The organism is Agrobacterium salinitolerans, from assembly GCF_027498475.1.
Lineage (GTDB): Bacteria > Pseudomonadota > Alphaproteobacteria > Rhizobiales > Rhizobiaceae > Agrobacterium > Agrobacterium salinitolerans.
This window is the reverse complement of record NZ_JAPZLN010000001.1, coordinates 1,483,939-1,507,280: the sequence shown is the minus strand read 5'-3', so window position 1 is coordinate 1,507,280 and position 23,342 is coordinate 1,483,939. Positions and strand designations below refer to the sequence as shown.

General features: G+C 58.9%; 19 protein-coding genes. 9 read left to right on the top strand and 10 right to left on the bottom strand.

From position 1 onward, the window contains the following. Positions 1 to 60 precede the first annotated feature (60 nt). Both O9X91_RS07230 and fdhD read left to right on the top strand, forming a co-directional pair. Complete coding sequence (locus O9X91_RS07230) at positions 61 to 471, top strand: F0F1 ATP synthase subunit epsilon (protein ID WP_003492358.1); 411 nt, start codon at positions 61 to 63, stop codon at positions 469 to 471. A gap of 354 nt (positions 472 to 825) precedes the next feature. Beyond that, positions 826 to 1,632 (top strand): formate dehydrogenase accessory sulfurtransferase FdhD, encoded by an 807-nt coding sequence (gene fdhD, locus O9X91_RS07225; protein WP_269833640.1) that lies wholly within the window; start codon positions 826 to 828, stop codon positions 1,630 to 1,632. A 46-nt stretch (positions 1,633 to 1,678) separates the two neighbouring features. On the opposite strand, the gene O9X91_RS07220 is transcribed toward fdhD, so the two are convergent. From O9X91_RS07220 to O9X91_RS07200, 5 genes are all read right to left on the bottom strand, one after another. Then, a complete protein-coding gene (locus O9X91_RS07220; protein WP_077985524.1) occupies positions 1,679 to 3,454 on the bottom strand; it encodes a methyl-accepting chemotaxis protein in 1,776 nt (591 codons plus the stop codon). A 331-nt stretch (positions 3,455 to 3,785) separates the two neighbouring features. Then, entirely contained in the window at positions 3,786 to 4,262 is a 477-nt protein-coding gene (locus O9X91_RS07215) for a chemotaxis protein CheW (RefSeq protein WP_003504949.1), read from the bottom strand. A 226-nt stretch (positions 4,263 to 4,488) separates the two neighbouring features. Then, a complete protein-coding gene (locus O9X91_RS07210) occupies positions 4,489 to 8,649 on the bottom strand; it encodes a translocation/assembly module TamB domain-containing protein (RefSeq protein WP_269833639.1) in 4,161 nt (1,386 codons plus the stop codon). 45 nt (positions 8,650 to 8,694) lie between these two features. Then, on the bottom strand, positions 8,695 to 10,620 hold the full coding sequence (locus O9X91_RS07205; RefSeq protein ID WP_142912986.1) for an autotransporter assembly complex protein TamA: 1,926 nt from the start codon (positions 10,618 to 10,620) through the stop codon (positions 8,695 to 8,697). Between the two features lie 175 nt (positions 10,621 to 10,795). After that, positions 10,796 to 11,047, bottom strand: coding sequence for a YMGG-like glycine zipper-containing protein (locus tag O9X91_RS07200; RefSeq protein WP_004443753.1), 252 nt, complete (start codon positions 11,045 to 11,047; stop codon positions 10,796 to 10,798). A gap of 372 nt (positions 11,048 to 11,419) precedes the next feature. On the opposite strand from O9X91_RS07200, the gene hemA reads away from it, so the two are divergent. Next, positions 11,420 to 12,637: a 5-aminolevulinate synthase gene (gene hemA, locus O9X91_RS07195; RefSeq protein ID WP_142912987.1), complete on the top strand. Its 1,218-nt coding sequence runs from the start codon at positions 11,420 to 11,422 to the stop codon at positions 12,635 to 12,637. Between the two features lie 36 nt (positions 12,638 to 12,673). On the opposite strand, the gene dxr is transcribed toward hemA, so the two are convergent. Beyond that, positions 12,674 to 13,867 carry a 1-deoxy-D-xylulose-5-phosphate reductoisomerase gene (dxr, locus tag O9X91_RS07190; RefSeq protein WP_142912988.1) on the bottom strand — a complete coding sequence of 398 codons (1,194 nt, stop codon included), beginning with the start codon at positions 13,865 to 13,867 and terminating at the stop codon, positions 12,674 to 12,676. Positions 13,868 to 14,055: 188 nt separating this feature from the next. On the opposite strand from dxr, the gene O9X91_RS07185 reads away from it, so the two are divergent. Together O9X91_RS07185 and O9X91_RS07180 are read left to right on the top strand one after the other, a co-directional pair. After that, positions 14,056 to 14,757, top strand: a complete 702-nt coding sequence (locus O9X91_RS07185; RefSeq protein ID WP_137412253.1) for a phosphatase PAP2 family protein — start codon at positions 14,056 to 14,058, stop codon at positions 14,755 to 14,757. Between the two features lie 30 nt (positions 14,758 to 14,787). Beyond that, positions 14,788 to 16,041: an FAD-dependent oxidoreductase gene (locus O9X91_RS07180; RefSeq protein ID WP_269834289.1), complete on the top strand. Its 1,254-nt coding sequence runs from the start codon at positions 14,788 to 14,790 to the stop codon at positions 16,039 to 16,041. Between the two features lie 6 nt (positions 16,042 to 16,047). On the opposite strand, the gene O9X91_RS07175 is transcribed toward O9X91_RS07180, so the two are convergent. From O9X91_RS07175 to O9X91_RS07160, 4 genes are read right to left on the bottom strand one after another with little or no spacing between them, the layout of a single operon-like run. Further along, positions 16,048 to 16,974: an ROK family protein gene (locus O9X91_RS07175; protein ID WP_077985529.1), complete on the bottom strand. Its 927-nt coding sequence runs from the start codon at positions 16,972 to 16,974 to the stop codon at positions 16,048 to 16,050. A gap of 3 nt (positions 16,975 to 16,977) precedes the next feature. Next, the gene (gene nagA / locus O9X91_RS07170) at positions 16,978 to 18,150 is read right to left on the bottom strand and encodes an N-acetylglucosamine-6-phosphate deacetylase (protein WP_173990226.1); all 1,173 of its coding nucleotides are present in this window, start codon (positions 18,148 to 18,150) and stop codon (positions 16,978 to 16,980) included. After that, positions 18,147 to 19,169 carry an SIS domain-containing protein gene (locus O9X91_RS07165; protein WP_142912991.1) on the bottom strand — a complete coding sequence of 341 codons (1,023 nt, stop codon included), beginning with the start codon at positions 19,167 to 19,169 and terminating at the stop codon, positions 18,147 to 18,149. Before O9X91_RS07165 ends, nagA begins: the two co-directional genes overlap by 4 nt. Positions 19,170 to 19,197: 28 nt before the next feature. Further along, positions 19,198 to 19,950, bottom strand: a complete 753-nt coding sequence (locus O9X91_RS07160; RefSeq protein ID WP_077985532.1) for a GntR family transcriptional regulator — start codon at positions 19,948 to 19,950, stop codon at positions 19,198 to 19,200. 153 nt (positions 19,951 to 20,103) lie between these two features. On the opposite strand from O9X91_RS07160, the gene O9X91_RS07155 reads away from it, so the two are divergent. The 4 genes from O9X91_RS07155 (at position 20,104) to O9X91_RS07140 (ending at position 23,334) form a co-directional block, all read left to right on the top strand. Then, positions 20,104 to 20,280, top strand: coding sequence for a hypothetical protein (locus O9X91_RS07155; RefSeq protein WP_244614246.1), 177 nt, complete (start codon positions 20,104 to 20,106; stop codon positions 20,278 to 20,280). A gap of 120 nt (positions 20,281 to 20,400) precedes the next feature. Next, positions 20,401 to 21,582, top strand: a complete 1,182-nt coding sequence (locus tag O9X91_RS07150) for a Gfo/Idh/MocA family protein (RefSeq protein WP_077985533.1) — start codon at positions 20,401 to 20,403, stop codon at positions 21,580 to 21,582. A 13-nt stretch (positions 21,583 to 21,595) separates the two neighbouring features. Then, positions 21,596 to 22,480 (top strand): carbohydrate ABC transporter permease, encoded by an 885-nt coding sequence (locus tag O9X91_RS07145; RefSeq protein WP_142912992.1) that lies wholly within the window; start codon positions 21,596 to 21,598, stop codon positions 22,478 to 22,480. After that, the gene (locus O9X91_RS07140) at positions 22,477 to 23,334 is read left to right on the top strand and encodes a carbohydrate ABC transporter permease (RefSeq protein WP_077985535.1); all 858 of its coding nucleotides are present in this window, start codon (positions 22,477 to 22,479) and stop codon (positions 23,332 to 23,334) included. Before O9X91_RS07145 ends, O9X91_RS07140 begins: the two co-directional genes overlap by 4 nt. Positions 23,335 to 23,342 lie beyond the last annotated feature (8 nt).

Genomic DNA, 23,342 nt, shown 5'->3' with positions numbered 1-23,342 from the left:
TGCCTTTGTTGTAACAGACAAGTCTGCGACGCCCGCGTAATTGAAAAGAAGTGAATAGCCATGGCTGACAGTTTCAAATTCGATCTCGTTTCCCCGGAGCGTCTGCTCGTTTCCGAAACGGTTACGGAAGTCGTCATTCCGGCTACGCTGGGTGAAATGACGGTTCTGGCCAATCATGCGCCGACAATGACCACGATCAAGCCGGGTCTGGTGACTGTGAAGTTTGCCTCTGGCGAAACGCACAAATACGTCGTCTTCGGTGGTTTTGCCGATATTCTGCCGACCGGCTGCACGCTTCTCGCCGAATCGGCCGTTTCGGCCGATGATATGTCTCCCGACACGCTGCAGAAGCGTATCGATGCGGCCAAGGCCGAAATCGAAGAGGGTAATCATCACCACGAGCATTTGACCAAGCTTGAAAAGCATCTTTACGAACTGACGAACCTGCATGAGGTTCTCGTCGCTGCTTGAAAGCACCGGGCGGGTTCGAAAGAATGACTGCCCACAAAAAACCTAAAGCAGAAAGCGGCCGTTTCGGTCGCTTTTTTGTTTTGGCCTGTTTCCTCACCATATCAGGCAAAGCATGGCTGGCCTCGCATAGAAAACATCAGTTGGCTTGGTCATAGCTTCGGCATGGCCTTGGCGGGATCGCATCAGTGATGGACGCGCCGACAATGGATTAGGCAGGGTAGCGCCTTCAACGGGTGCATCCGGGAAATCGATTCCGATTTTCCGGGCTTTCGGTTAGATATGATACCGGGAAGAAATGCTGCTTTGGTATCTTGAGCGAGACGAGGCGGATTTTCGTCATGGAGGAGTGATCGCGTGTCGGCAAAGGCAAGTTACCGAAGGGTTGCAAGAACCGCTTTGCTCGAAGGTGCCATAGTGGAGGGCGAAAGGGCGGTGCCCGAGGAGGTGCCGGTTGCCTTTTCCTATGGCGGCAGCACCCATGCCGTGATGATGGCCAGCCCGGCCGACCTTGTCGATTTCGCGGTCGGTTTCAGTCTTACGGAAGGCATCATATCCACAAGGGCGGAAATCCGTTCCATCGAGGTGATCGAGGCGGGGCAGGGCTTCGATGTTCAGGTGGATTTGCAGGATGCCAATGCGGATGCGTTGAGGGCAAGAAGGCGGCATATGGCAGGCCCTGTCGGCTGCGGTCTTTGTGGTATCGAATCCATAGAGCAAGCGGTTCGTGTGGTACCGGAATTGAGCGACGTGGACGTCTCCGTTGACGGTGATGACATCGTCGCCGCGGTGAAAGCGCTGAATGAAGCGCAAAACCTCAATCGCGAAACGAGAGCAGTTCACGGCGCGGGTTTCTACAATCCTAAAAAAGGGCTGCTTGCTGTCCGCGAAGATGTCGGCCGCCACAATGCGCTCGACAAGCTCGCAGGTGCGGTCGTTAATGCGGACCAATCGCCCGATAGGGGTATTGTGGTGGTCACCAGCCGACTGTCGGTGGAAATGGTCCAGAAGACAGCCATCCTTGGCAGCCCGATTCTGGCGGCGATCTCCGCGCCCACTGCGCTTGCCATTGAAACGGCGCAGAGTTCGGGTATCACACTTGTGGCGCTGGTGCGGGGTGAAGATTTTGAAATCTTCACCCGGGCGGATCGTATCATTCTATAAAGATTGAGGCCGCCGTTTCCCGGCGGCCCTTGGCTTCAGAGCGGGCCTAGAATTCCGCCCATTCGGCGGCTGCGTTTCCGTGAGACCTTGGCGCGGCGGCGTATCGCGGCTGCGGTGTCGGGAGCCGGGTGACAGGGGCGGGCTTTTTGTCGGCCGGGCGGGCGGTTAGTGCCGATGCCTCATGCGATATTCTGAACTGCCGCAGCAGTTCGTGCAGGATTTCCGCCTCATTTGCGAGTCCATGGCTGGCGGCAGTGGTTTCCTCCACCATGGCGGCGTTCTTCTGGGTAGCCTGATCCATGATGTTGACGGCCTGATTGATTTCCCTGAGACCGCTTGACTGTTCGCGGGAAGCTTCAACGATGGCCGAGACATTGGTGTCGATCTCGCTCATTTGGGACTGGATATCCCTGAGCGCGCCGCCGGTTCTGCCCACCAGATCAACGCCATTGGCGACCTGTTCGCGTGACGTGTTGATAAGAGACTTGATTTCCTTGGCCGCAACGGCGGATCGCTGCGCGAGTTCGCGGACCTCCTGCGCCACGACGGCGAAGCCTTTGCCCGCTTCGCCCGCCCGGGCGGCTTCAACGCCTGCATTCAGAGCCAGAAGATTGGTCTGGAAAGCGATGTCGTCGATGACGCCGATGATGTTGGTGATTTCGCCCGAGGAACGCGAAATCGCGTCCATGGCAGAAATTGCCTGCTGGACGATTTCTCCGGAATGTTCGGCATGTTCTCTCGTCCGCAACACCAGCTTTCCGGCCTCGCCGGCGCGCTGGCTGGCATCGGTAACGGTGGTGGTGATTTCTTCCAGCGCGGCCGCTGTCTCTTCGAGTGAAGCGGCCTGCTGTTCCGTGCGCTGCGAAAGCTGATCGGCGGCGATGCGGATTTCCCCGGAGCCTGAGGCGATTGTCGAAGCATTATGGGCGATGGTCTGCATGGTGGCCTGCAGCTTGGCGACGACTTCGTTGAAATCCGCGCGCAGCTTTTCCATGCTGGGTACGAAGCTGCTGTCGAGGCGTTGCACAAGATCGCCTTCGGCCAGCGCCCGCAGAGCATCTGCAAGCACACTAATGGCGCTCATGCGCGGCGTGACATCGGTGGCGAATTTCACCACTTTCACCACCTTACCGGCTTCGTCCATCACCGGATTATAGGCAGCCTGTATCCATATTTCCTTGCCGTTCTTTCCATAGCGGACAAATTCATCCGAGATGAACTCCCCTGCTGCCAGCCGCTGCCAGAAATTACCGTAGGCGGGTGAGGCGGCATAGTCCGGATCGCAGAACATGCGGTGGTGCCTGCCCTCGATTTCCTTGAGGTCATAATTCACCGTTGCGCAGAAATTCGGGTTTGCGGTGATGATGGTGCCATCCGGAAAAAACTCGATTGTGGCCTGCGAACGGGAGAGCGCCTCCAGTTTGCCCGCGTCGTCCACGGCCCTGATCTTCTTGGCGGTGATGTCGGTGGCGATCTTCACGACCTTATAGGGTTTGCCCGAACGGAAAACCGGGTTGTAAGAGGCCTCGATCCAGATAACCGATCCGTCCTTGCGGACACGGCGATATTCCTTTGCCTGGAACTCGCCACGGGCGAGAGAGTCCCAGAATTCCTGATAAGCCCGCGACCCGGCAAGCTCGCTGTCGCAGAAGATGCGATGATGCTTGCCGACGATCTCGGTGAGATCATAACCCAGCGCCGCGCAGAAGTTTTTATTCGCGGTGAGGATGTTACCCTTGAGATCAAATTCTATGACCGCCTGCGATCTGGATATCGCGTCGAGCATATTTCTGTTATCTGCGCTTTTCCCTAACCCCAGCATTATACGTCCCCCAAAATCGGTCCACAACGCGGCGTGGCGCACAGGACATGCGGTCCACATCGAATCATGTTGAACAATGAACAGGTTTTGCCGCCGAAGGCAGCAAGGCAGGCACTTCCGTCTTTCCGCCTCGGTCAGGTATCGGGTTCGCCTTATATGCGTAATGGCGCGACACTGATCTAGGGTCCATAATATTAGACATCCATAATATTAAGATGTTCTTATTTGATGAAACGAGGTAAAGAAGAAAAACAAAACCGCCGGGCGGGTGCTCCGGCGGCCTGGATTTATAGATAGTCTTCGTGCGGCGAGGCCAGACGAAAAAGCCTGATTAGGCCGCGAGATCTTCCGCTTCTGTTCCCTTGAACATTTTCGCAAGATTGAGGAAGCAGATCATGCCGTGTTCGTTGGCGATGATGCCTTCCGAATAGGACTTGTCGAAAGAGGCCGAGATCTCCGGAACCGGCTGAACCTGATTTGCCGGGATCGTCAAAATGTCGGAAACGCGGTCGACGAGCATGCCGATGACCATGTTGTGCACTTCCGCCACCACAATCGCGCTTCTTTCATTGGCGACGGTGCTCTTCATACCGAGCTTGTGAGCCAGATCGATGATCGGAATGACAGACCCGCGCAGGTTCATGACGCCGATGACGTCTTTCGGCGCATGGGGAATGGGCGTGGAAGGAGCCCAGCCGCGAATTTCGCGTATGGTCGTCGTCTTCACGCAGAATTCCTGATCATGCAGGCGGAATGCGATGATCTCGAGCGTCTCACCGCCAAAATTGGTAGAGTTAATCATTGCCATCAGAATTCTTCCCAATGCTCGCTGTGGAGGCCGGCGCAAGTGCACCGACACTTGCATATGCGGATTCGGCGTTCTGCCTGGTGCCTGAACAGCCGGAAACAATATTTCCGTCTTCAATGGATGATTCGTAGCATGAGATGGTTTCGCAAACCTAAATGCGAAGCGACCCTGGAATATTTTGCGCATTGTCCGGGCGTCAAATCGTTACGCCCTCTTAGTGGAAATGCTAATACTCCTTCTCGTAAAATATGCCGGCTGCGCCTTCGCCATTGCCGCCCGCTTCTCCGCGCAGCTTCACGCCCCGCCCGACATCGAGGTTGATGATGGCTTTTGCGCCGGATTCGCCGCTTTGCTGCAGCTCGAGATACGTTCTTTCGTTGAGATATTTACCGGCGGAAACGCGGGCCTGCCCTTCGGAATCGGTCGAAATATCGAGGTCGTCGACACCGAGATTGCTTCTGAGCTTGTCAAACAGCGAAGTGGAACGTCCGCCGGCCAACTGTGCGGCTGCATCGGCCAGCCTTGCGATCTGCAAAGCCGAGAGTTTCGACATGGACTGGCCGAAAATCAGTTGCGCCATAACTTCATCCTGCGGCAGGGCGGGCGCGGAGGAGAAAGCAAAGGCCGGATCATTGGCGTTGCCGGACACCGACACAGTGACCGTGGTCGACCCCACCGTCGAGTCGGCCTTCATATCGAGAACCGGAACGAGGCCCCCGCCGAAGGTGATATTGCCGGTCGTGAAATCGAGGCGGCGGGTGAGGATTTCCAACCGGCCGCGACGCATTTCAAAGCCGCCCGAGATGACAGGAACGGCTGCCGTACCACGGATGGTCAGACTGCCGGTCAGTTCCGCATCAATACCGCGTCCGCGCACGAAGATACCGCTCGGTGCGTTCACCTGCAAATCGAGATTGATGGTGGACGAACTGCCGCTGCCGCCCTGATCGGCTCCGAGCGCCTTGGCCTGAGCGCGTACCTTCGGGGGGGCGTTCTTGTGCTTGACATCGATTTCCGTCAGCGAGGCCGGAAGTTTTTCCGGAATGGTGATGGCGCTTCTGTCCAGTGTCAGGTTGCCGCCCAGTACGGGGGAATTCAGCAGCGGGCCTTTCAGCGTCAGCGTGCCGCTTACCACCGTTGTCACCAGCGTGCCGTCATTATAACCGGCACGATTAAGAGTAATCGATATATCGCCGGGGAAACCTGAGCCACCGGCTATGCCGACGCTGCCGGTTCCCGAGATCGTGCCGCCGCCCGCCAGCTTGCCCGTTAGTCGCGAAATAACGGCGCGGTCGCGGTCGAAGGTGATGGTGGCGCCCAGATCGTTGATGGTCAGGTTCCGCCGCACGTCTGTCAGGCGCGTGCCATCGGTGGTAATGCTGCCGGTAACGACGGGTGCGGAAGCGCTACCGGAGATCTTCACGTCGATGGCGGCCGTGCCGTTGACGTCAAGACCCTGCGCTGCGGTCTGTGCTGCGACGGCGGAGAAGGGCAGCCTGCCGGAAAACGCCATGGAAAGCGGACGATTGCCGGCGATGCCGAGCGAGCCGCCGCCGGAAAGCGACATGCCGCCCTGGCCGGATACATTGGTGTCGATCTGCAAGGTGCCGCCGGCGAAACGACCGTTCGCCTTGATGCCGAGCGCAGCGAGCCCTGCTGCGCGTGTCTGCGCGACCTCGGCATTGGTCCAGTTCAGATTGTATTCGACCGCGGGGTTCGATGCTTCTCCCTTGGCCGTCACCGTGCCGGAGATGCTGCCTGCCGCATCCAGCCCGGCGGCGAAGGCATTTGCGAGACTGGCGGGCAGCGAACGGATATCGGCATTGATGTCGAGCGTCGACCCGGCGGTGCCGTTGACCTCGACGCGTCCTTCACCCGTGATGACGGTCAGATCGGAGATGCGGGCCGTGCCGTTCTGGATGGCGATGGTGCTCGGTTTTTCAAGGCGAACCGCAATGCCCTTGGGGGCGGCCGAAAAGGCGTCGACGCGCACCGTCATCGGCGATCCGCCGGTCTCGGCGCTGCCCTTCACCACCAGTGGCGCGTTGTCGTAACGGCCGTTGACGTCGAACTGCGTCGTGGTGCCGGAATGGCCGATGGTGGCATTCAGGCCTGATATAGCGGCGGCGCCGGCATTGACGCTATCGGCGCTGACCTTGCCATTGATGGCGAGAGCCTGAAGGTCATCGATGGAAATATCGGCGGCGAGCTTGGAGATCGTTGTTGTGCCCTGACGGATGCTGCCGCCATTGGCCTTGATCGTTGCGGCGATCCGGCCATTGGCGTTGCTCAGGGCGATATCGCCAGCAATATCGCCGTCCGCCTGCTGCGCGGCGAGGGCGGCGAGAAGGGCAAGGTCGGGGAAATTGAAGGAGAGATTGCCCGATGGCAGGAATTGCTGCGAGAATTGCAGCTGTCCGTTCAAGATATTCCGTCCCACTGCCACGTGCAGCTCGGGGATAGCCGTGCCGTTTTCGGTCTGCACCACATCGGCATTGGCGTCGATCTTCTGTCGGTCGAGACTGCCGCTGGCGGTGAGCTTTGCCTGAGGCGCGGCGGGATCGGCCTTGCCCGTTGCATTGACCTTCAGCGATTCGAGTGTTCGTCCGGCAAGAATTGCGCTTTCGGAACTCAGAGTGACGTTGAAATCCGGTGCTGCCAGCGCGCCGCTGGCCTCGATTGCAAAATCGGCGACGCCCTTCGCCTGTGGCGTTAGTTTTTCAAGAGCGGGAAATTTACCCGTCAGGCTGGCGCTCAATGTATCGTTTTCGAGGCCGACATTGCCGGTTGCTTCGATCGTTCCCGACTTGACGACGAGGTTTTCAAGGCTGGTGCGTCCGCCGATGGTCACGTCGACATCGCCCTGGAGGGCGATGGTGGTGTCGAACTTTTCCGCGAGAACCGGTGGAAGGGTGGCGGGCAGCGCGAAGAGCTGCACGCTGGAGGTCAGGCGGTTGCCGGCGAGATCGAAACTGCCGTTCAGCGTTCCGCCGACACTGGCGCTTTCCAGCGTCGCGCCATCAAAGCCTATGGCGGAAGAGGTGAGGCTGAGCGGCGCCTTGACGGTAAGGGGCGCCCGCACCAGCCGGTCGATATCGGGGCTGACGAAGGAGGATTGCGCCACGGACAGGACCGTCGCGATTGTGCCGCTGCGGTTGGCGATGTTGAGATCGGCGCTCTCGGCCGTCAGCTTGACGTCATCGAGCCTGCCTTGCGGCAGGGAAAGGCTGCGCAACGATACCGTCGTGTTGAGATGCGCGGCGTCTGCGCCACCTTTGAGGGAAAGATCGAGGCCGTTGATGAGGGCCTGAACCTCGCCATTCTCCAGCGGCCAGCGAAAATCCACGGGGCCGGCGGTGCCGATGAGATTGGCGGCGAGATCGTTCTGACCGTTCGGATCGACCGTGCCTGACGCCGTCAACAGCAGGGTGCCGGTCTCCAGCGTGCTGCTGCCGATTTCGATGCGGCCCTGCGGGGAAAGCGCGGCGTTTGCGTCGAGCTTTGTCTCGCCGGCAAAAAGCTGGCGGAAGGCCGGAGGCAGAAGCAGATCGGGCTGACCACCGCCTGCAATTTCGATACGGCGGGTGCCATCATCAGCAAGAAGATGGCGGCCGGTGACGTTGACGACTTGGTTGCCGGCGACATTGCCGCGCAGCGTTCCTGTCCAGTTGGAAAGCGGGCCTTCGCCGTTGAGGTCTATCGCCACCGCAGGTGTTCCGGGAAGCGAAAGCAGCGTGGCGAGAAGACCGCCTTCGGGCTCCTTCATCTCCGCTTTCAGCTTCAGGACGTTTTCATTCGGAAGGAAGGCGATGTCGGCATTCACCTCCGCATCCGGCGCATTGAGCCGATGGGCGGTGAGCGATAGCCGCATATCGTCCTGCGCAGCCGTCAAACTGCCTTCCGCGTTCAGGTCGAAGGGACGGCCGAGAAGCGGCGTGCCAAGGCTGATATCGGGAAGGATGAAATTGTCGACGGCGATTTCGATCGGCAACGAGGAGTTACCGGAGCTTTTGGTCGATGTCTGCTCCGCCGCAAGCGGTTTGCGCTCGACATCGATCGATCCGGCCGAGACGCGGTCGGCATGGAAGGTGCCGGCAAGCAGCGAAAGCGGCGACCAGTCGACGGCGATCTGGTTCACGCGCGCATAGGGTCCCTGCCGGTCTGAAAGAGTGACATTGTCGAGCCGCAGGCGGCCGGTCAAAAGGCCGCTCGGGGGAGAAATATCGATTACCTGATCGGGTGTGGAAACGAGCGATGAAATCTGCTTTGCGGCAATTCTCGCGCCCATCGGCGTGAAACCGACGAACAGAACCGCAAGCAACACCAGCACCACGCCGCATAAAGCAGCGTAGCCCAGCCATTTCAGCAATCGAATCAACGTTTTCATAAAGGATAATCTACACTCTGTTGTAAGGGTGTTCGACTGCGGCGTTTAAAAAGACTGACCGATGCCAGCATAAATGCCGAAACTGTTGCCGCCGTCATATTTGTCGAGCGGCATGGCGACATCAAGACGCAGAGGCCCGAAGGGCGTCGCGTAACGCAGGCCGATACCGGCGCCAGCCCGGATATCGGAAAAATCAGGGGTCACCTCATCCGAAACCACGCCGGCGTCGATGAATGGCACGATGCCGATTGTATCGGTGACCGTGATGCGGGCCTCAACGGAGCCGACCACATAGGAACGGCCGCCGGTCGCGTCGCCAGCGGCATTATACGGCGATATTTCCTGATAGCTGTAGCCGCGCACCGATCCGCCGCCACCGGCGTAAAAGCGCCTTGTGGTGGGAATGTCCTGCAGATCGCTGCCGCCGACGAGCACGCCGCCGGAAAGCTTTCCGGCCATGATCAGCCGGTCTTCGGCGCCAATCCCCTTGTAGCCCGAGATGGAGCCTTCGAAAGAGGAAAAGAAGGTGCCGTTCAGCGCTTCATAGCTAGGCTTGGCGGCCAGCGAGGCACGGAAGCCTTCGGTGGGGTTGAGCTTGTCGTCGCGTGTATCACGAACGAATTCCAGCGGGATCGAGGTAGTGAGGTATTCGTTTTTGCCGAATGCGTCTTCCGTATCGGCCCATTGCACCTCAAGGCCGGCTGCGGCTGTATCGGTATCGTTGAGCTCGTAGGCGAAACCGGCTGTGCCCGTCACTGTCTTGGCGTCGTATGTATCGGGGTGTTCGGTCTTGGCAATCAGGCTGGTCTTGAAGGTGGTTCGCGGATTGAACATGCCGGGCTTGGTGAAAGTAATGCCCGCCGAATAATCCATGCCATCGACGCTCGATGCTTCGGCGATGCGCGAAACCGAACCTTCGATACGCAGCGATTCCGCCTGTCCGAACAGGTTCCGGTGGCCCCAATAACCCTGAAGGCCGATGCCTTCCGTGGTTGAGTATTGTGCGCCGACGCCGAAATAGCGGTGCTTTCCTTCAGAAACCTCGATGGTCAGCGGAATGGTGCCGTCGCGCGCCAGTGTTCCCGCTTCCTTGATCGTCAGGCTGGAAAAGACGCCGAGCTGCCGCAGCCGGTCGGCGGCCTTGCGCAGTTTTTCCGGCGAATAGGGCTCGCCGCCATTGAGGCGCGAATAACGGCGGATGAAATCGCCGTCGACGGTTTTTTCACCCGTGACGGTGACCGTGCCGAGGGGTGCCACGGGACCGCCTTCAGCCGCCATGGTAATGTCCACCGTGTTCGTCGCGTGGTTGGCGACGGCCTCGCGTTTCGTCAGCTTCGCAAGCGGACGGCCTTCGGCCTTCAGGTCATCGATCAGCTTGTTGCCGGCGCGGATGATGGCGAGAGAACCGGCGTCACCCCCGGCTATCAGGCCGTATTCCTCAAGGTTACGGCCGGTCACATCGCCTTCCAGCCGTACATTTCCAAGTTTGAAAACCGGGCCGGGCGAAACCGTGATCACCACGGGTACGGGAGCGGAATGATCGAACACAGGATTGGGCGGCAGGCTATCCACATCCTTGCCGGCGACGGTAACATTGACGATGCCGCCATAACGGGCGTTTTCATAAAGCGCCGCGATCAGCCTGTCCCTGTCGTCTCTTGCCTTTATCAGAAGTCCGAGATCGCCGGAGGCGGGCTTGTCCTTGTCAGCCAGGAGGAGCGAGCTGTTTTCCAGGCTGTTTTTCAGGGATTTATCGGCGTCCGCGGCATCAAGCGTGACGGTGAATTTGACAGGGTTTATAACCTCCACTTCCGGTTCTTCCGAACCCCAGAGGCGCATGCCAAACAGTTTGAAGGCAAATGCATCACGGGTAAACGCCGGATACAGGGCGAACGTCACGGCGACCGCAAGCGCGGTGCCAGCTTTCCGATACGCAATACCTGTCTTCGGGTTAGTTCGTGTTCTTCGCATAAGCTGCTTTATGGTTGAGCCTTTATTGTCGCCCTAACCCGTTTCCTGTCCGTTAACAGTGCAATTTAATCATAAATAAACTGCTTTGAGGACCCTTGCGCTTGTGTTTTGCCTGCCATAACGCAAAAAGCCCCGGGTGACCGGGGCTTCTGTGCAACGGTATTTCGCGAAGCGATTAGCGGCAACGCGCCGTGTAACGCTGACCGTACTGGTCGCGATAATAGCAATAGCCCGGTTCGGAAGCATTGCCGATGAGGGCGCCGCCCACGCCGCCGATTGCTGCGCCTACTGCCGCACCACGAACGTTGCCAGTCACGGCGCCGCCGATGACCGCACCGGAAACGGCACCGATGGAAGCACCCTTTTCGGTCTGCGTGCAGCTTGCGAGCGACAGGCCGACCAGCGCAAATATGATTGCCTTTTTCATGAAACTCTCTCCAACGTTACAATGAGCTCTTGTGGCTCGGTAGGCGTCCCATATTTATCTGCGGCGACTGCTACCTCCGACCGCCACAGATAACTAACAATTCGATGTCGTTTAGGGAAGCCTCCTCTTTGCAGGCATTCCTCCGAGCGTAAATCGATTGTGCCCCAAACAACGGCGCGGCGCAAAAAAGGTTCCAAAAATCCGCTTTTTTGATGTGAATCAATTTTGCGCTTTTCATAGGCGCCTATAAACGCTTTATTGGAATGGTTCAAAACAACGGCGAATTGACGCAGACGCGGTTAATGTGGCCCGAAAGGGTTGACGGTCCCGGCGACGAGGCAGAAAACGATCTGGTCAATTCTGGAGCATGGCATGGACTTCGAGGCATTTTTCACGACGGAACTGCAAAGCCTGCATTCCGAGGGACGCTATCGCGTTTTTGCAGATATCGAGCGCCAGCAGGGCAATTTTCCCCGCGCCACACGGTACAACGCCAATGGCGAACGCAAGGACGTTACTGTCTGGTGCTCTAACGACTATCTCGGCATGGGCCAGAACCCCAAAGTCATCGAAGCCATGAAGGCCGCCATTGATCACTGTGGCGCGGGTGCGGGAGGCACCCGGAATATTTCTGGCACCAACCACTATCACGTCCTGTTGGAGCGGGAGCTTGCCGATCTCCACGGCAAGGAATCGGCGCTGATCTTCACGTCGGGTTATGTATCCAACTGGGCCACCCTCGGCACGCTCGGTCAGAAAATTCCAGGCCTGATCATTTTCTCGGATGCGCTCAACCATGCATCGATGATCGAAGGCATCCGTTACGGCCGCTGCGAGCGGGTGATCTGGAAGCACAACGATCTCGAAGATCTCGAAGCCAAGCTTAAGGCCGCCGATCCGAATGCGCCGAAGCTGATCGCCTTCGAATCCGTTTATTCGATGGATGGCGATATCGCGCCTATCAAGGAAATCTGCGATCTGGCAGACCGTTACGGCGCCATGACCTATCTCGATGAAGTTCACGCTGTCGGCATGTACGGCCCGCGCGGCGGCGGCATTGCCGAGCGCGAAGGCCTGATGGATCGCCTGACGATCATCGAGGGAACGCTCGGCAAGGCCTTTGGCGTAATGGGCGGTTATATTGCCGGATCCACGGCGGTCTGCGACTTCATCCGCTCCTTCGCCTCCGGCTTCATCTTCACGACGGCCCTGCCGCCGTCTCTTGCTGCCGGTGCCATTGCTTCGATCCAACATCTGAAGGCGAGCCCCTTCGAGCGCGCCCGCCATCAGGACCGGGTGCGCAAGCTGCGTGGTCTTCTCGATGCACGCGGTATTCCGCATATGGACAACCCGAGTCACATCGTGCCTGTCATGGTTGGCGATGCCGCCAAGTGCAAATGGATTTCGGATATCCTGCTGGACAATCACGGCGTCTATGTTCAGCCGATCAACTATCCGACCGTGCCGCGCAAGACCGAACGTCTGCGCATTACCCCGACGCCGCTGCATAGCGATGCCGATATCGAGCATCTCGTCGGCGCGCTGCATCAGCTCTGGTCGCATTGTGCGCTGGCGCGTGCAGTGGCGTGAGGCCGCTGTTTGGATAAGAGTAGATCGGGGCCGCGTTTAAGCGGCCTTTTCTTTGGTGGCGATCAATTCGCGGGCGTGGCGACGGGCCTCCTTATCCGCTGCGAATACATCTTCAATCGTGGCGGCGGAGCGGCCGTCATGCATGCGGTCCATGACCGTTTCAACGATCTCGGCCATATCGAGAAAACCGATATTGCCCGCAACGAAGGCGTGAAAGGCGGCTTCTTCGGCGGCGTTCAGGGCGGCGCCCTGCAAGCCGCCGCGTTCCAGCGCGGTGCGGGCCAGACGAATCGCCGGGAAACGGGCTTCATCCGGCGCTTCGAAATCGAGCCGCGCGAGTTTTGCGAAATCCAGCCGCTCAACGTTCAGATTGCCGCGTTGCGGATAGGTGAGGGCATAAGAAATAGCGGTGCGCATGTCTGGAGAGCCGAGCTGGGCGATATAGGAGCCGTCGGTGTAGCCCACCATTGAATGGATGATCGACTGCGGATGGACGATCACCTCCACCTGATCGGGCCTGAGATCGAACAGGTATTTCGCCTCGATCATTTCAAGCCCCTTGTTGAACATGGAGGCGCTGCCGATGGAGACCTTCAGCCCCATCGACCAGTTGGGATGGGCGCGGGCGATATCCGCCGTAACATTGGCCATCTCCTCGCGCGACCAGGTGCGGAACGGGCCGCCGGATGCGGTCAGCACGATGCGTTCCACGGCCTGCTTATGGTCGCCCGTCAGGCACTGGAAGATTGCGCTGTGCTCGCTGTCGACCGGGATCAGCCTGCCGCCGCCCTGCTTGACCGTGCGCAGGAAAACATCGCCAGCCGAAACCAGGCATTCCTTGTTGGCGAGCGCTATGTCTGCGCCACGTTGCGCGGCTGTAACAGTAGGTGCAAGGCCGGGGGTTCCGGCAATCGCCGCCATCACCCAGCCGGCATCCGTCGACGCGGCCTCTTCGAGGCCGGATTTGCCCGCCGCAACCTCGATGCCGGTGCCGGCAAGGGCCGATTTCAGCACTTCGTATTTGTCGTCTTCGGCGGTGACCGCCAGCCGCGCGCCGAATTCCCGCGCCTGTTCTGCCAGAAGCGCGACGTTGCCCGCGCCGGTCAAAGCCGTGATCTCGAACGCGTCGCGGCCACCCAGCTGGCGGACGACATCCAGCGTATTGGCGCCGATCGAACCGGTCGAACCCAATATTGTCAGCTTGCGTGGCATGTCACTGGCATTCGTCATTTTCAGTCCGTCGGTCGTTTCCGGTTCGCACCCCTTGGTGCACGTCGTTTTCCCGAAAACGCCATGCACTTTCAGGCAACATTCCTTAGCCTCTACCCGCGAAAACCAGCCATCACAAGGACAAAGCCCAGGCTATTGTTTTTGCGGAAGGCAAAGCCATATGCAAGAAAAACAATGAGAGGATATCGATGCGACGTTTTCTGGTTTCCAGTGGGTGGGTCTTTGCGGCAAGCCTTGTGCTGGTCCTTGCCTTCATTCCTTTTGATCCGCGTCTTTCCGAAAGTGCGCAGGCCCTGCCGGGCGGAGTGGTTTCCTTTAACCGCGCGATTACCGATTTCGGAACCTTCCGCTGGATGCTCTATTCCACCGGCCTTCTGGCGATATTGGCCTATGTCGCCGCACGGGTTTTAAAGGCGCAGACCTACAATGGACGGCTGAGGACGGCATGGCGGCTTCTGGCTTATTTCTTCCTGACGATCGGAACGGCGAGCATTCTCGTCCATACGCTGAAATTCCTGATCGGGCGGGCAAGGCCGGAGCTTCTCCTTGAAATGGGCGCCTATAGCCTCACTCCATTTACCGGCGACAATCTCTATGAAAGTTTCCCCTCAGGCCATTCGACCGCCGCCGGGGTGTTTTTCGGCGCTTTCGCCATGTTGATGCCGCGCTTCCGCTGGGTGTTTCTCCTGCTTGCGCTTGTCATCGGTGTTTCGCGTGTCATCGTCGGCGCACATTATCCAAGCGATGTCGCCGCCGGGCTGTTGCTCGGCATGTGGACGGCCATGGCCTTCGCCTTTATCTTTGCCCGGTCCGAAATGCTGTTCCGATTCGATGCGCATGGCTGGCCGCAGCCGAAGAATGCAAACCTCCCGACGGCGGATACACGATAAGGACCTCAAGCAGGATGTAAGGGGAAGGTGATGGAGGAAGCGACAAACGCTCCGGAAAATGACGGCAAGTCCGTTCAGCATATCCGTACATCAGTCGCCGTGGCCGGCGGCGGGCCGGCGGGCTTGATGCTTGGCCTGCTGCTTGCGCGCAGCGGTATAGATGTTGTCGTCGTTGAGAAACATGGAGATTTTCTCCGCGATTTTCGCGGCGACACCATCCACCCTTCAACGCTTGAATTGATGGAGCAACTCGGTTTCATCGATGAGTTCCTGAGCCTGCCTCATACGCGCGCGCCAAGACTGAATGTGGTTATCGGCGGCGAGCGTATCACGATCGCGGATTTTTCCCGCCTGCCGGTCCGCCACCGCTTCATCGCCTTTATGCCGCAATGGGATTTTCTCAATTTCATCGTCGGCAAGGCGGGGCAATACGAAAATTTCCGATTGCTGATGAATGCGCCGGTGACCGAACTGATCGAGAGCGGCGAGCATGTCGGGGGTCTCACGGTCAGCACACCTGAAGGCATCATCGAGATCGAAGCCGATCTGGTGGTGGGGGCGGATGGGCGCAACTCCACCGTCCGTGAGGCGGCGGGGTTGGAAGTGCAGCGCTTCGGCATTCCGACGGAGGTGCTGTGGATGCGCCTTTCCAAACAGCCCGACGATCCGACGGAAACCATGGGGCATGCCGGCTCGCGGCAGGGTTTCGTCATGATCAACCGGGGTGATTACTGGCAATGCGGCTATGTGGTGCGAAAGGGATTTTTCGCCGACATAAAGCTGCAGGGAATTGAAGCCTTCAGGGACAGGGTCGCGGAAATCTGCCCTTTCCCACGCGAAAGACTCGATGAGCTCAAGAGCTGGGACGATGTGCATCTCCTCACCGTCCGTATCGACCGGCTGAAGCGCTGGTGGAAACCGGGTCTGATCTGCATTGGTGACGCGGCCCATGCCATGTCCCCCGTCGGCGGTGTCGGCATTAATCTGGCTATTCAGGATGCGGTTGCGGCGGCCAATATATTGGTGCCGGTGCTCGTATCCGGCCGCGCCGTTACCGACGAGGATCTTGCCGCAATTGAAAAGCGGCGATCCTTCCCGACCAAGGCCACGCAATTTCTGCAGCGCATGATGCGTATCGGCCGCAAGAAGGGACGGGCGGATGCGGAAAAACCGAAAGGACCGCCAGCTTTTGTGCTGGCCATCATGCGGTTTCCGCTCCTTTCCCATCTGACCGGCCGGCTGGTAGGGCTGGGTTTTCGCCGGGAAAAGATCGAGACGATGTGACGCCGCTCAGGCAGTGCCTTCGGCTTCTTTCTCATGTTTCAGCCCGATAACGGCGGATCCGATCAGCCCCGGCTCGATGCGGCAGATGGCGGGCACGACCAGAGGGCGGTCGAAGCGCCTCAGAATGCGGCTCCTTACCACCTCGTCCAGAGCGGCGAGAAGGGCCTTCGAATTCGAAAGCCCGCCGCCGACCGGCACTATGGTTGCGCCGGTAACGTTGATCACCATTGCCAGAGGCGAGGCGAGAATATCGATAAGGACATCGATGGTTCTTGCGGCCTTCGCATCGCCCGCCTGCCAGGCCGCAATGATGTCCTCGCTGGTCATCGCCTGCCGGTGAAGATGCGAATGCAGTTTTTCCATGCCACGGGCGCTGCCGATTGCGTCGACGCAGCCGGTAAGCCCGCAACCGCATTCGAAACGCGGCAGCGAAACCGGCGGATTTCCGGCCAATGTCGCGGCCACCGGCCCATGGCCCCATTCGCCGGCGAAACCGCCGTGGCTGTTGATGAGCTTGCCGTCGATCACCAGGCCGCCGCCGACACCCGTTCCGAGGATGACGCCGAAGACCACGCGATGACCCCGTCCGGAACCGATTTCCGATTCAGCGATCACGAAGCAATCCGCATCGTTCGATACGATGACGGGAAGGTTCAGCGCCTTTTCCAGCTCGTCCTTCAGGACCCTGCCATGGATGCTCTGAATATTGGCGACAGTGGCCTTGCCGGTATCGGGGTCGATGACGCCGGCAATCGACAGCGACACGCAGGCGGGTGTGCCGCCGCTATTGTCGATGATGGATTTCAGGCCGGCGGCGAAGTCTTCGAAACTGGTCTTGGGCGTCGGGATGCGCGGCACGGGCCGAATATCGTCGGGAGCGTAGGCAATCGCACCCTTGATGGTCGTTCCGCCTATATCGAAACAAACGATCATGATTCAGGCTCCGGAACGGGTGGCATCGTGGATTTTTTCTGCGCCGATCCATGTCGAATGCATCTGAAGGTCGGGTGTCAGCATGACGAAATCCGCATCGAATCCGGACAGGAGCTTACCCTTGCCGGAAGCGCCGACCGCCTCGGCGGGATAGGCAGACGCCATTCTCAAGGCCTCTTCCAGCGGTGTCGCCAGCTTTTCATGCATGAAACGGATGCAGGAAAGCATATCGATATCCGCCCCCGCCAGCGTGCCGTCGGCCAGCGTCAGCCGGCCGCCGTTGCGATAGACACGCCTGCCGTTCAGTTCGAAACCGTCATCATCCGTTCCGATAGTAGACATGGCGTCGGTGACGAGGAAAATGCGGCCCGGACCATTCTTGGCGCGAAGCGCAATGCCGATCGCTGCGGGATCGACATGGAAACCATCGGCGATCAGCCCGCAATCCAGCTTGCCGTTGGAAAGTGCCGCGCCCACCAGTCCCGGCTCGCGATGGCCGAGCGGGCTCATAGCGTTGAAGAGATGTGTCACCATGGATGCGCCGGCCTCGGCATAGGCCGTCGCGACGCTGAGGCCCACATCGGTATGGCCGAGGCTGACGACGATGCCGGCTTTATGCAGCGCTGCGACCTGCGTCTCGGTTACGTTTTCCGGGGCGATGGTTGTCAGCACAAAAGGAAGCTTCGCCTTGCAGCCCGTCAGAACAGCAAGATCGGCCGTTTCCATCTTTCGGATCAGCGCCGGGTCATGGGTGCCCTTGCGTGCGACAGAAAGATGCGGCCCTTCGAAATGCAGGCCGAGAAAGCCGGGCACCCCTGCTTCGTGCGCGGCGATGCCTGCTTCGGCGGCTTTGGCTGTGATATCCGGTCTGTCTGTTATGAGGGTGACCATCAGCGCCGTAGTGCCGAATTGCGCATGGGCCGAGCAGATGCGGGCAATGCCTTCCACATCCGGCTCGTTGTTGAACATCACGCCGCCGCCGCCGTTGACCTGCAAGTCGATGAAGCCCGGCGCAATGAACAGTCCTTCCGCGTCGAAGATGTCGGCGTTTGCGGGCACGGATACGCGGTCGACGATGTCGGCAACGTGGCCATCACCGGTCACGAGCGCTTTGCCATCGTGCCACGCGACGCCATCGAAAATACGGGCGCCGACAAATGCCTTGCTGCTGCTCATTGGGTTTCGGTCACCTTTTTCAACGCCACCGGCGCATCCGGGTTGAAGCCGCGGGCACGCGACAATTGCTCGATGAAGCCGTAAAACGGTGCGATCAGCAACAGGGCGTCAGTCAGCGGATGATTGGTTTCCACGAAAGGCAGGGACTTCGCCGGGCTGCCCTTTGCGGAGGTGACAAAAACACTTGCGCCCTTGCCGGCGAGGCCGGCCGCGATATCCGTCACTGAGGTTTCGGCGCGGTCACGTGCGGCAAAGGCGATGACGGGAAATTTCGGTGCGACCAGCGAAACGGGGCCGTGCATGACTTCCGCCGACGAATAGGCCTCTGCGTGGAGCTCGCAGGTTTCCTTGCATTTCAACGCGGCTTCCGCTGCGATGGCGAGGGCGGGACCGCGGCCCAGCATATAGAGCGATTCCTCGCCCCTGACCGCTTCGCTGATCTGGCTCCAGTCGAGCGCGATGGCCTTGGCGAAATTCTGCGGCAGGGCGTTGACGGCTTTGGCGAGCAGGCTGTCTTCCGTCCATTCGGCAAGGATCGCGAGGCCGGCGACGATGGAGTTGACGAAGGATTTGGTTGCGGCCACCGCTTTTTCAGGGCCCGCCTGGATATTGATGGCGTGATTTGCCGCATCGCCGAGCGGGGAGGGCAGGGTATTGACAAGCGAAAAGGTGAGCGCGCCGCCCTTGCGGGCGCTTTCCGACAGAGCGACGATGTCAGGGCTTTTACCCGATTGCGAGATGGCGAAGGCCGCCGCCCGGTCCAGCCGCAGCTTCGTCTGGTAGATCGAGGCGAGCGAGGGGCCGAGCGACGCGACCGGTAGACCGGTCTGCAATTCGATCGCATATTTCAAAAAATGCGCGGCGTGGTCGGAGGAGCCGCGTGCAATGGTGACGATAACGGCCGGGTCACGGGCCTTCAGCCTGCCTCCGGCTTCGTGGAAGTCGGCATTGGCATTGTCCAGCAGGCGAGCGACTGCATCGGGAATCTCATCGATTTCCTGGCGCATCAGGGTTGTCATCGTTTCGTGTCCTTGATCAAGAGATTTGTCACTCGGGCCCCATCGTCAGTTCGGCGACGAGGTCATAGGCGTCGCTGCGGTACAGCGCGCGGGATATTTCCATGAGGCGCCCGCTTTCCAGATAGGCCATTCGCTGAACGGAAAGCGCTGCCGAGCCCGGCGGAACCCCAAGCAGCAATGTTTCCTCATCGGTGAGGTTACGGGCGGAGATGCGCTGAATGGCGCGCACCGGGCGAATGCCGTTTTTCTCAAGCTCCAGATAAAGCGAGTTTTCCACCAATTGCGGGTCAGGCAGAATATCGCCCGGCAGGCTTGTGACTTCGAGCGCGATAGGTTGGTCATTGGCAAGCCGCAGGCGCGTGAGCCGGGCCACCATGGCCGATTGGGAAAGGCCGAGCGTCATCATCTCGTCTCCGGTCGGGTGGAACAGGCCCCTGTCCAGCCAGCGGGTGCTTGCCGTCATGCCGCGCCGGCGCATGTCCTCGGTAAACGAGGTGAGCTTGGTCAGGGGCTGCTGCATGCGGGTGATGGGCTTGACGACGAAAGTACCCGAGCCGTGCCGGCGAACGAGAAGACCGTCGCGGACGAGATCGTCCACCGCCTTGCGCACCGTGACGCGGCTGACGCAGGCGCTTTCGGCGATATCCCGCTCCGGCGGCAAGGCGTCGCCGTGCTTCAGGCGGCCGCCATTGATGGCGTCTTCAATCGTCTGGCGCAGTTTCAGGTAAAGCGGGCCGCCGCCTGATTGCAGGTCGTCCAGATTAAGCGCTGCCCCGTTCATCCATAACCTCTGTCACGATCCATGTGGTCGGCGATATGGCCGGCTCTGGCTATATCATATGCCACGCAATCGGCAATACCAAAATAGAACCATTGCTGGATTTGTACGATTAATCGGTGGTTTTTTCGATCTTTTGCCAAATAATGAGGATTAATGCTTGATATTTTCGCATTAACCAAAAAAATTTTCCCGATAACGGAATTGCTCTGGACGATTGGCATTTTTTTGGTATTGTTTTTTGCGTCGGTGGTCGGCGGCGATCCGTTTCGCATCCGTCGCGCCGGAAAATCGGTTTCCGACTCGCGGCAGCGTTTGCGAAATCGAATTTAGCTTGACCGTTGTGAAAATTAATTTCATCGTGGCAAGAAATTATCGCAGATATCTGGACGACCAGCAGAGAAATGGTCGCATCTGCGAAAATGAATTACGAATGAACAGGGAACAAAGTTCATGAAGGTGGGAATTATCGGACTCGGATTCCGTCTCGGTTATCTGGGCTACGTTTTTCATGAGATCGACAAGGATTTCGAGATCGTCGGTTATGTCGATCCCGCGCCGGCGGGCCTGCCGGGCCTGCAGGAAAAGGGCATTTCGGCCGGCAAGACTTACGATAGTCCCGAGGCGTTGATCGCAAACGAAAAATTCGATCTCTTGATGATCGGCTCGCCGAACCACATGCATCTGGAGCATATCCGTATCGGACTTGAGGCCGGCTGCACCATCTTCTCGGAAAAACCCATCGTCGTCAGCATCGAGGAAAGCCTCGAGCTTGCCCGGTTGCTCAACAAGCATGGTCACGAGCGGCTGCTCGTTGGTCTCGTTTTGCGTTATTCCCCGCTCTACCGCGATCTGCGCGCCGCACAGGCGGAAGGCAAGCTGGGCGATGTCGTTTCCATCGAGGCCTCGGAGCATATCCCGCCCTATCACGGCGCATTCTTCATGCGCGACTGGCGACGCTACGAAAATTACTCCGGCTCGTTCATGCTGGAAAAATGCTGCCACGACCTCGATCTCTATAATGGCGTGGTCGGTGCGCGGCCGCGTTTCGTGTCGAGCTTTGGCGGACGCAAGAGCTTCACGCCGGCAAACGCGCCGCAGAATGACGGCATCAACGATATGGAGGTCTACCATCGCAAGCCGAGCGGCTGGATGGGTTCCGACAAGGTTTTTGACAGCGACGGCGACATCATCGATTACCAGACGGCCATCGTCGAATATGAGAACGGCGCATCGCTTGCCTTCCATACCAATCTCAACGTTCCCGACGATTTCCGCCGTTTCTGCGTCATCGGCGCCAAGGGCATGGCAGAGGGCGATTTCGTGCGCGGCTTCCTGAACGTGCACAATGCCCGGACCAATGAAAAAACCGTCGCCAAGACCTATTCTGCGGCAACCGCGCTCTCACAGCATTATGGTGCGGACGAGCAGATGGCGGAGGACGTCATCGCCCATATCGTCAAGGGCGCGCCCTTGCCGGTTTCCGCGCTCGACGCGATTGAGGCCGGCATTCTGGCGCTTGCCATGGACGAAGCGCGCCATGGCCGCAAGGTGATCGATCTCAAGCCGGTATGGGAGGAGTACGATCTTGCACTGCACGGTCAGCTGAAATCCCCCGCCGCGAAATCTGCTTAAGGGGGGCGGCGCGATGGATGCGAAACGCAGCGCGGTCGTCTTCGCCTGGCTTCTTCTTCTGCCGGCGCTTTTATACATCACGGTTATCGTTGCTTATCCGCTCGTCGATACCTTCATCCTGTCCTTTACCGATGCGTCGCTTAGAAAAACGACGAACTGGGTCGGTTTCATCAACTACGAGAAGATTTTCAACGCGACTTTTGCCGATGTCATCACGCGGACCTTCATCTGGACGTTCTTTTCCGTCTCGATAAAGATGATTATCGGCACGCTGGGTGCGGTTTTGCTGAATTCGGCCGTGCCTGGCCGGGCGCTGTTCCGTCTCCTGACCATGCCGCCATGGATCGTGCCGATGGCTATCGGCATCTTCATGTGGGGCTGGATGTATAACGGCCAGTTCGGCATGATTTCCGGCGTGCTCCAGAACTTCGGTCTGGTGGATGGGCCGGTCGCGTTCCTCGCCTACGGCAATACGGCCTTTTGGGCAACGATCATCACCGACGTCTGGATCGGTGTGCCGATGGTTACGCTCTATCTGCTGGCCGCCATTCAGGCCATCCCGCAGGATCTCTACGAGGCCGCGTGGACAGATGGGGCAAGCCGCCTCTACCGCTTCCGCCGCATCACGTTGCCACTCATGCTGCCTGCGATGATTACTATGTCGATGATCTCGCTGATTTCGACTTTCAATTCCTTCGATATCATCTGGATCCTGACGCAGGGCGGTCCGACTGGCCAGACCACGACCATGATCATCGACACGTACAAGACGGCGATCGGTTCTTACAAATACGGTGAAGGTGCTGCGCGCGCCGTGCTGATCTGCATCTTCCTGTCGATCTTTACCTATTTCTACTTCCGCATCACCAGCCGCATCTCGCAGGAGGCCAGCCGATGACCGACAAGAATGCGATGATCAACCGCTACAGGTGGTATGAAATCGTCGGGATTTATTGCGGCATCGCCGTATTCCTGACTTTCGTGCTGGCGCCCTTCGTGGAAGGATTTCTGGTTTCGCTGAAGCCGCTCAGTCTGCTTTTCTCATCGCCCTACACGTTCTGGCCGGAAAACGGTTCCTTCGAGGCCTACCGGACCATGTGGGTCAGCGTTCCCGGTTTTGCCCGCTACGTTTTCAACTCCTTCTTCATCTCCACCATTTCCACCATTATCGTCCTTATTCTGGTGGTGCCGGCCTCCTATGCTTTCGCCCGTTTCAAGTTTCGCGGACGAGGGCAATTGCTTGGCGCATTTCTCGCGATCAACATGTTCTCGGGCGCCGTGCTTCTGATCCCGCTTTTCCGGCTGATGCGCAACATGGGTGTGCTGAACACCTATCTGGCAATGATCATTCCCGGCGCGGCCTTCCTGATCCCCACCGCCATCTGGCTTTTGCGCACCTATATGCTGCGTATCCCGCGGGAACTGGAAGAAGCGGCCTATGTGGACGGTGCGAGCTATTTCTATACTTTCCGCCGGGTGATCCTGCCGCTGGCGATGCCTGGCATCGCAGTGGTCTCCATCACCACCTTCATCGGCGCCTATGCCCAGCAGTTCATCTTCGCGCTCACCTTCAATTCCAAGACCGAATATATGCCGCTGCCCATCGGCCTCTTCGCTTATTTCGGTCGTCAGGAAGTCATCTGGAATGAGTTGATGGCGGCCAGCTTCGTCGGCATTGCGCCGGCGATGGTCGTGATCTTCTTCATGCAACGATATCTCGTCAGCGGCCTTACCGCCGGCGCGGTGAAATAATCAACAAC

Excerpts from the sequence above, each read along its gene's own strand:
- O9X91_RS07230 (WP_003492358.1), top strand. The coding sequence starts at position 61 with ATGGCTGACAGTTTCAAATTCGATCTCGTTTCCCCGGAGCGTCTGCTC.
- O9X91_RS07220 (WP_077985524.1), bottom strand. The coding sequence starts at position 3,454 with ATGCTGGGGTTAGGGAAAAGCGCAGATAACAGAAATATGCTCGACGCG.
- O9X91_RS07215 (WP_003504949.1), bottom strand. The coding sequence starts at position 4,262 with ATGGCAATGATTAACTCTACCAATTTTGGCGGTGAGACGCTCGAGATC.
- O9X91_RS07210 (WP_269833639.1), bottom strand. The coding sequence starts at position 8,649 with ATGAAAACGTTGATTCGATTGCTGAAATGGCTGGGCTACGCTGCTTTA.
- O9X91_RS07205 (WP_142912986.1), bottom strand. The coding sequence starts at position 10,620 with ATGCGAAGAACACGAACTAACCCGAAGACAGGTATTGCGTATCGGAAA.
- O9X91_RS07200 (WP_004443753.1), bottom strand. The coding sequence starts at position 11,047 with ATGAAAAAGGCAATCATATTTGCGCTGGTCGGCCTGTCGCTCGCAAGC.
- hemA (WP_142912987.1), top strand. The coding sequence starts at position 11,420 with ATGGACTTCGAGGCATTTTTCACGACGGAACTGCAAAGCCTGCATTCC.
- dxr (WP_142912988.1), bottom strand. The coding sequence starts at position 13,867 with ATGACGAATGCCAGTGACATGCCACGCAAGCTGACAATATTGGGTTCG.
- O9X91_RS07185 (WP_137412253.1), top strand. The coding sequence starts at position 14,056 with ATGCGACGTTTTCTGGTTTCCAGTGGGTGGGTCTTTGCGGCAAGCCTT.
- O9X91_RS07180 (WP_269834289.1), top strand. The coding sequence starts at position 14,788 with ATGGAGGAAGCGACAAACGCTCCGGAAAATGACGGCAAGTCCGTTCAG.
- O9X91_RS07175 (WP_077985529.1), bottom strand. The coding sequence starts at position 16,974 with ATGATCGTTTGTTTCGATATAGGCGGAACGACCATCAAGGGTGCGATT.
- nagA (WP_173990226.1), bottom strand. The coding sequence starts at position 18,150 with ATGAGCAGCAGCAAGGCATTTGTCGGCGCCCGTATTTTCGATGGCGTC.
- O9X91_RS07165 (WP_142912991.1), bottom strand. The coding sequence starts at position 19,169 with ATGACAACCCTGATGCGCCAGGAAATCGATGAGATTCCCGATGCAGTC.
- O9X91_RS07160 (WP_077985532.1), bottom strand. The coding sequence starts at position 19,950 with ATGAACGGGGCAGCGCTTAATCTGGACGACCTGCAATCAGGCGGCGGC.
- O9X91_RS07155 (WP_244614246.1), top strand. The coding sequence starts at position 20,104 with ATGCTTGATATTTTCGCATTAACCAAAAAAATTTTCCCGATAACGGAA.
- O9X91_RS07150 (WP_077985533.1), top strand. The coding sequence starts at position 20,401 with ATGAAGGTGGGAATTATCGGACTCGGATTCCGTCTCGGTTATCTGGGC.
- O9X91_RS07145 (WP_142912992.1), top strand. The coding sequence starts at position 21,596 with ATGGATGCGAAACGCAGCGCGGTCGTCTTCGCCTGGCTTCTTCTTCTG.
- O9X91_RS07140 (WP_077985535.1), top strand. The coding sequence starts at position 22,477 with ATGACCGACAAGAATGCGATGATCAACCGCTACAGGTGGTATGAAATC.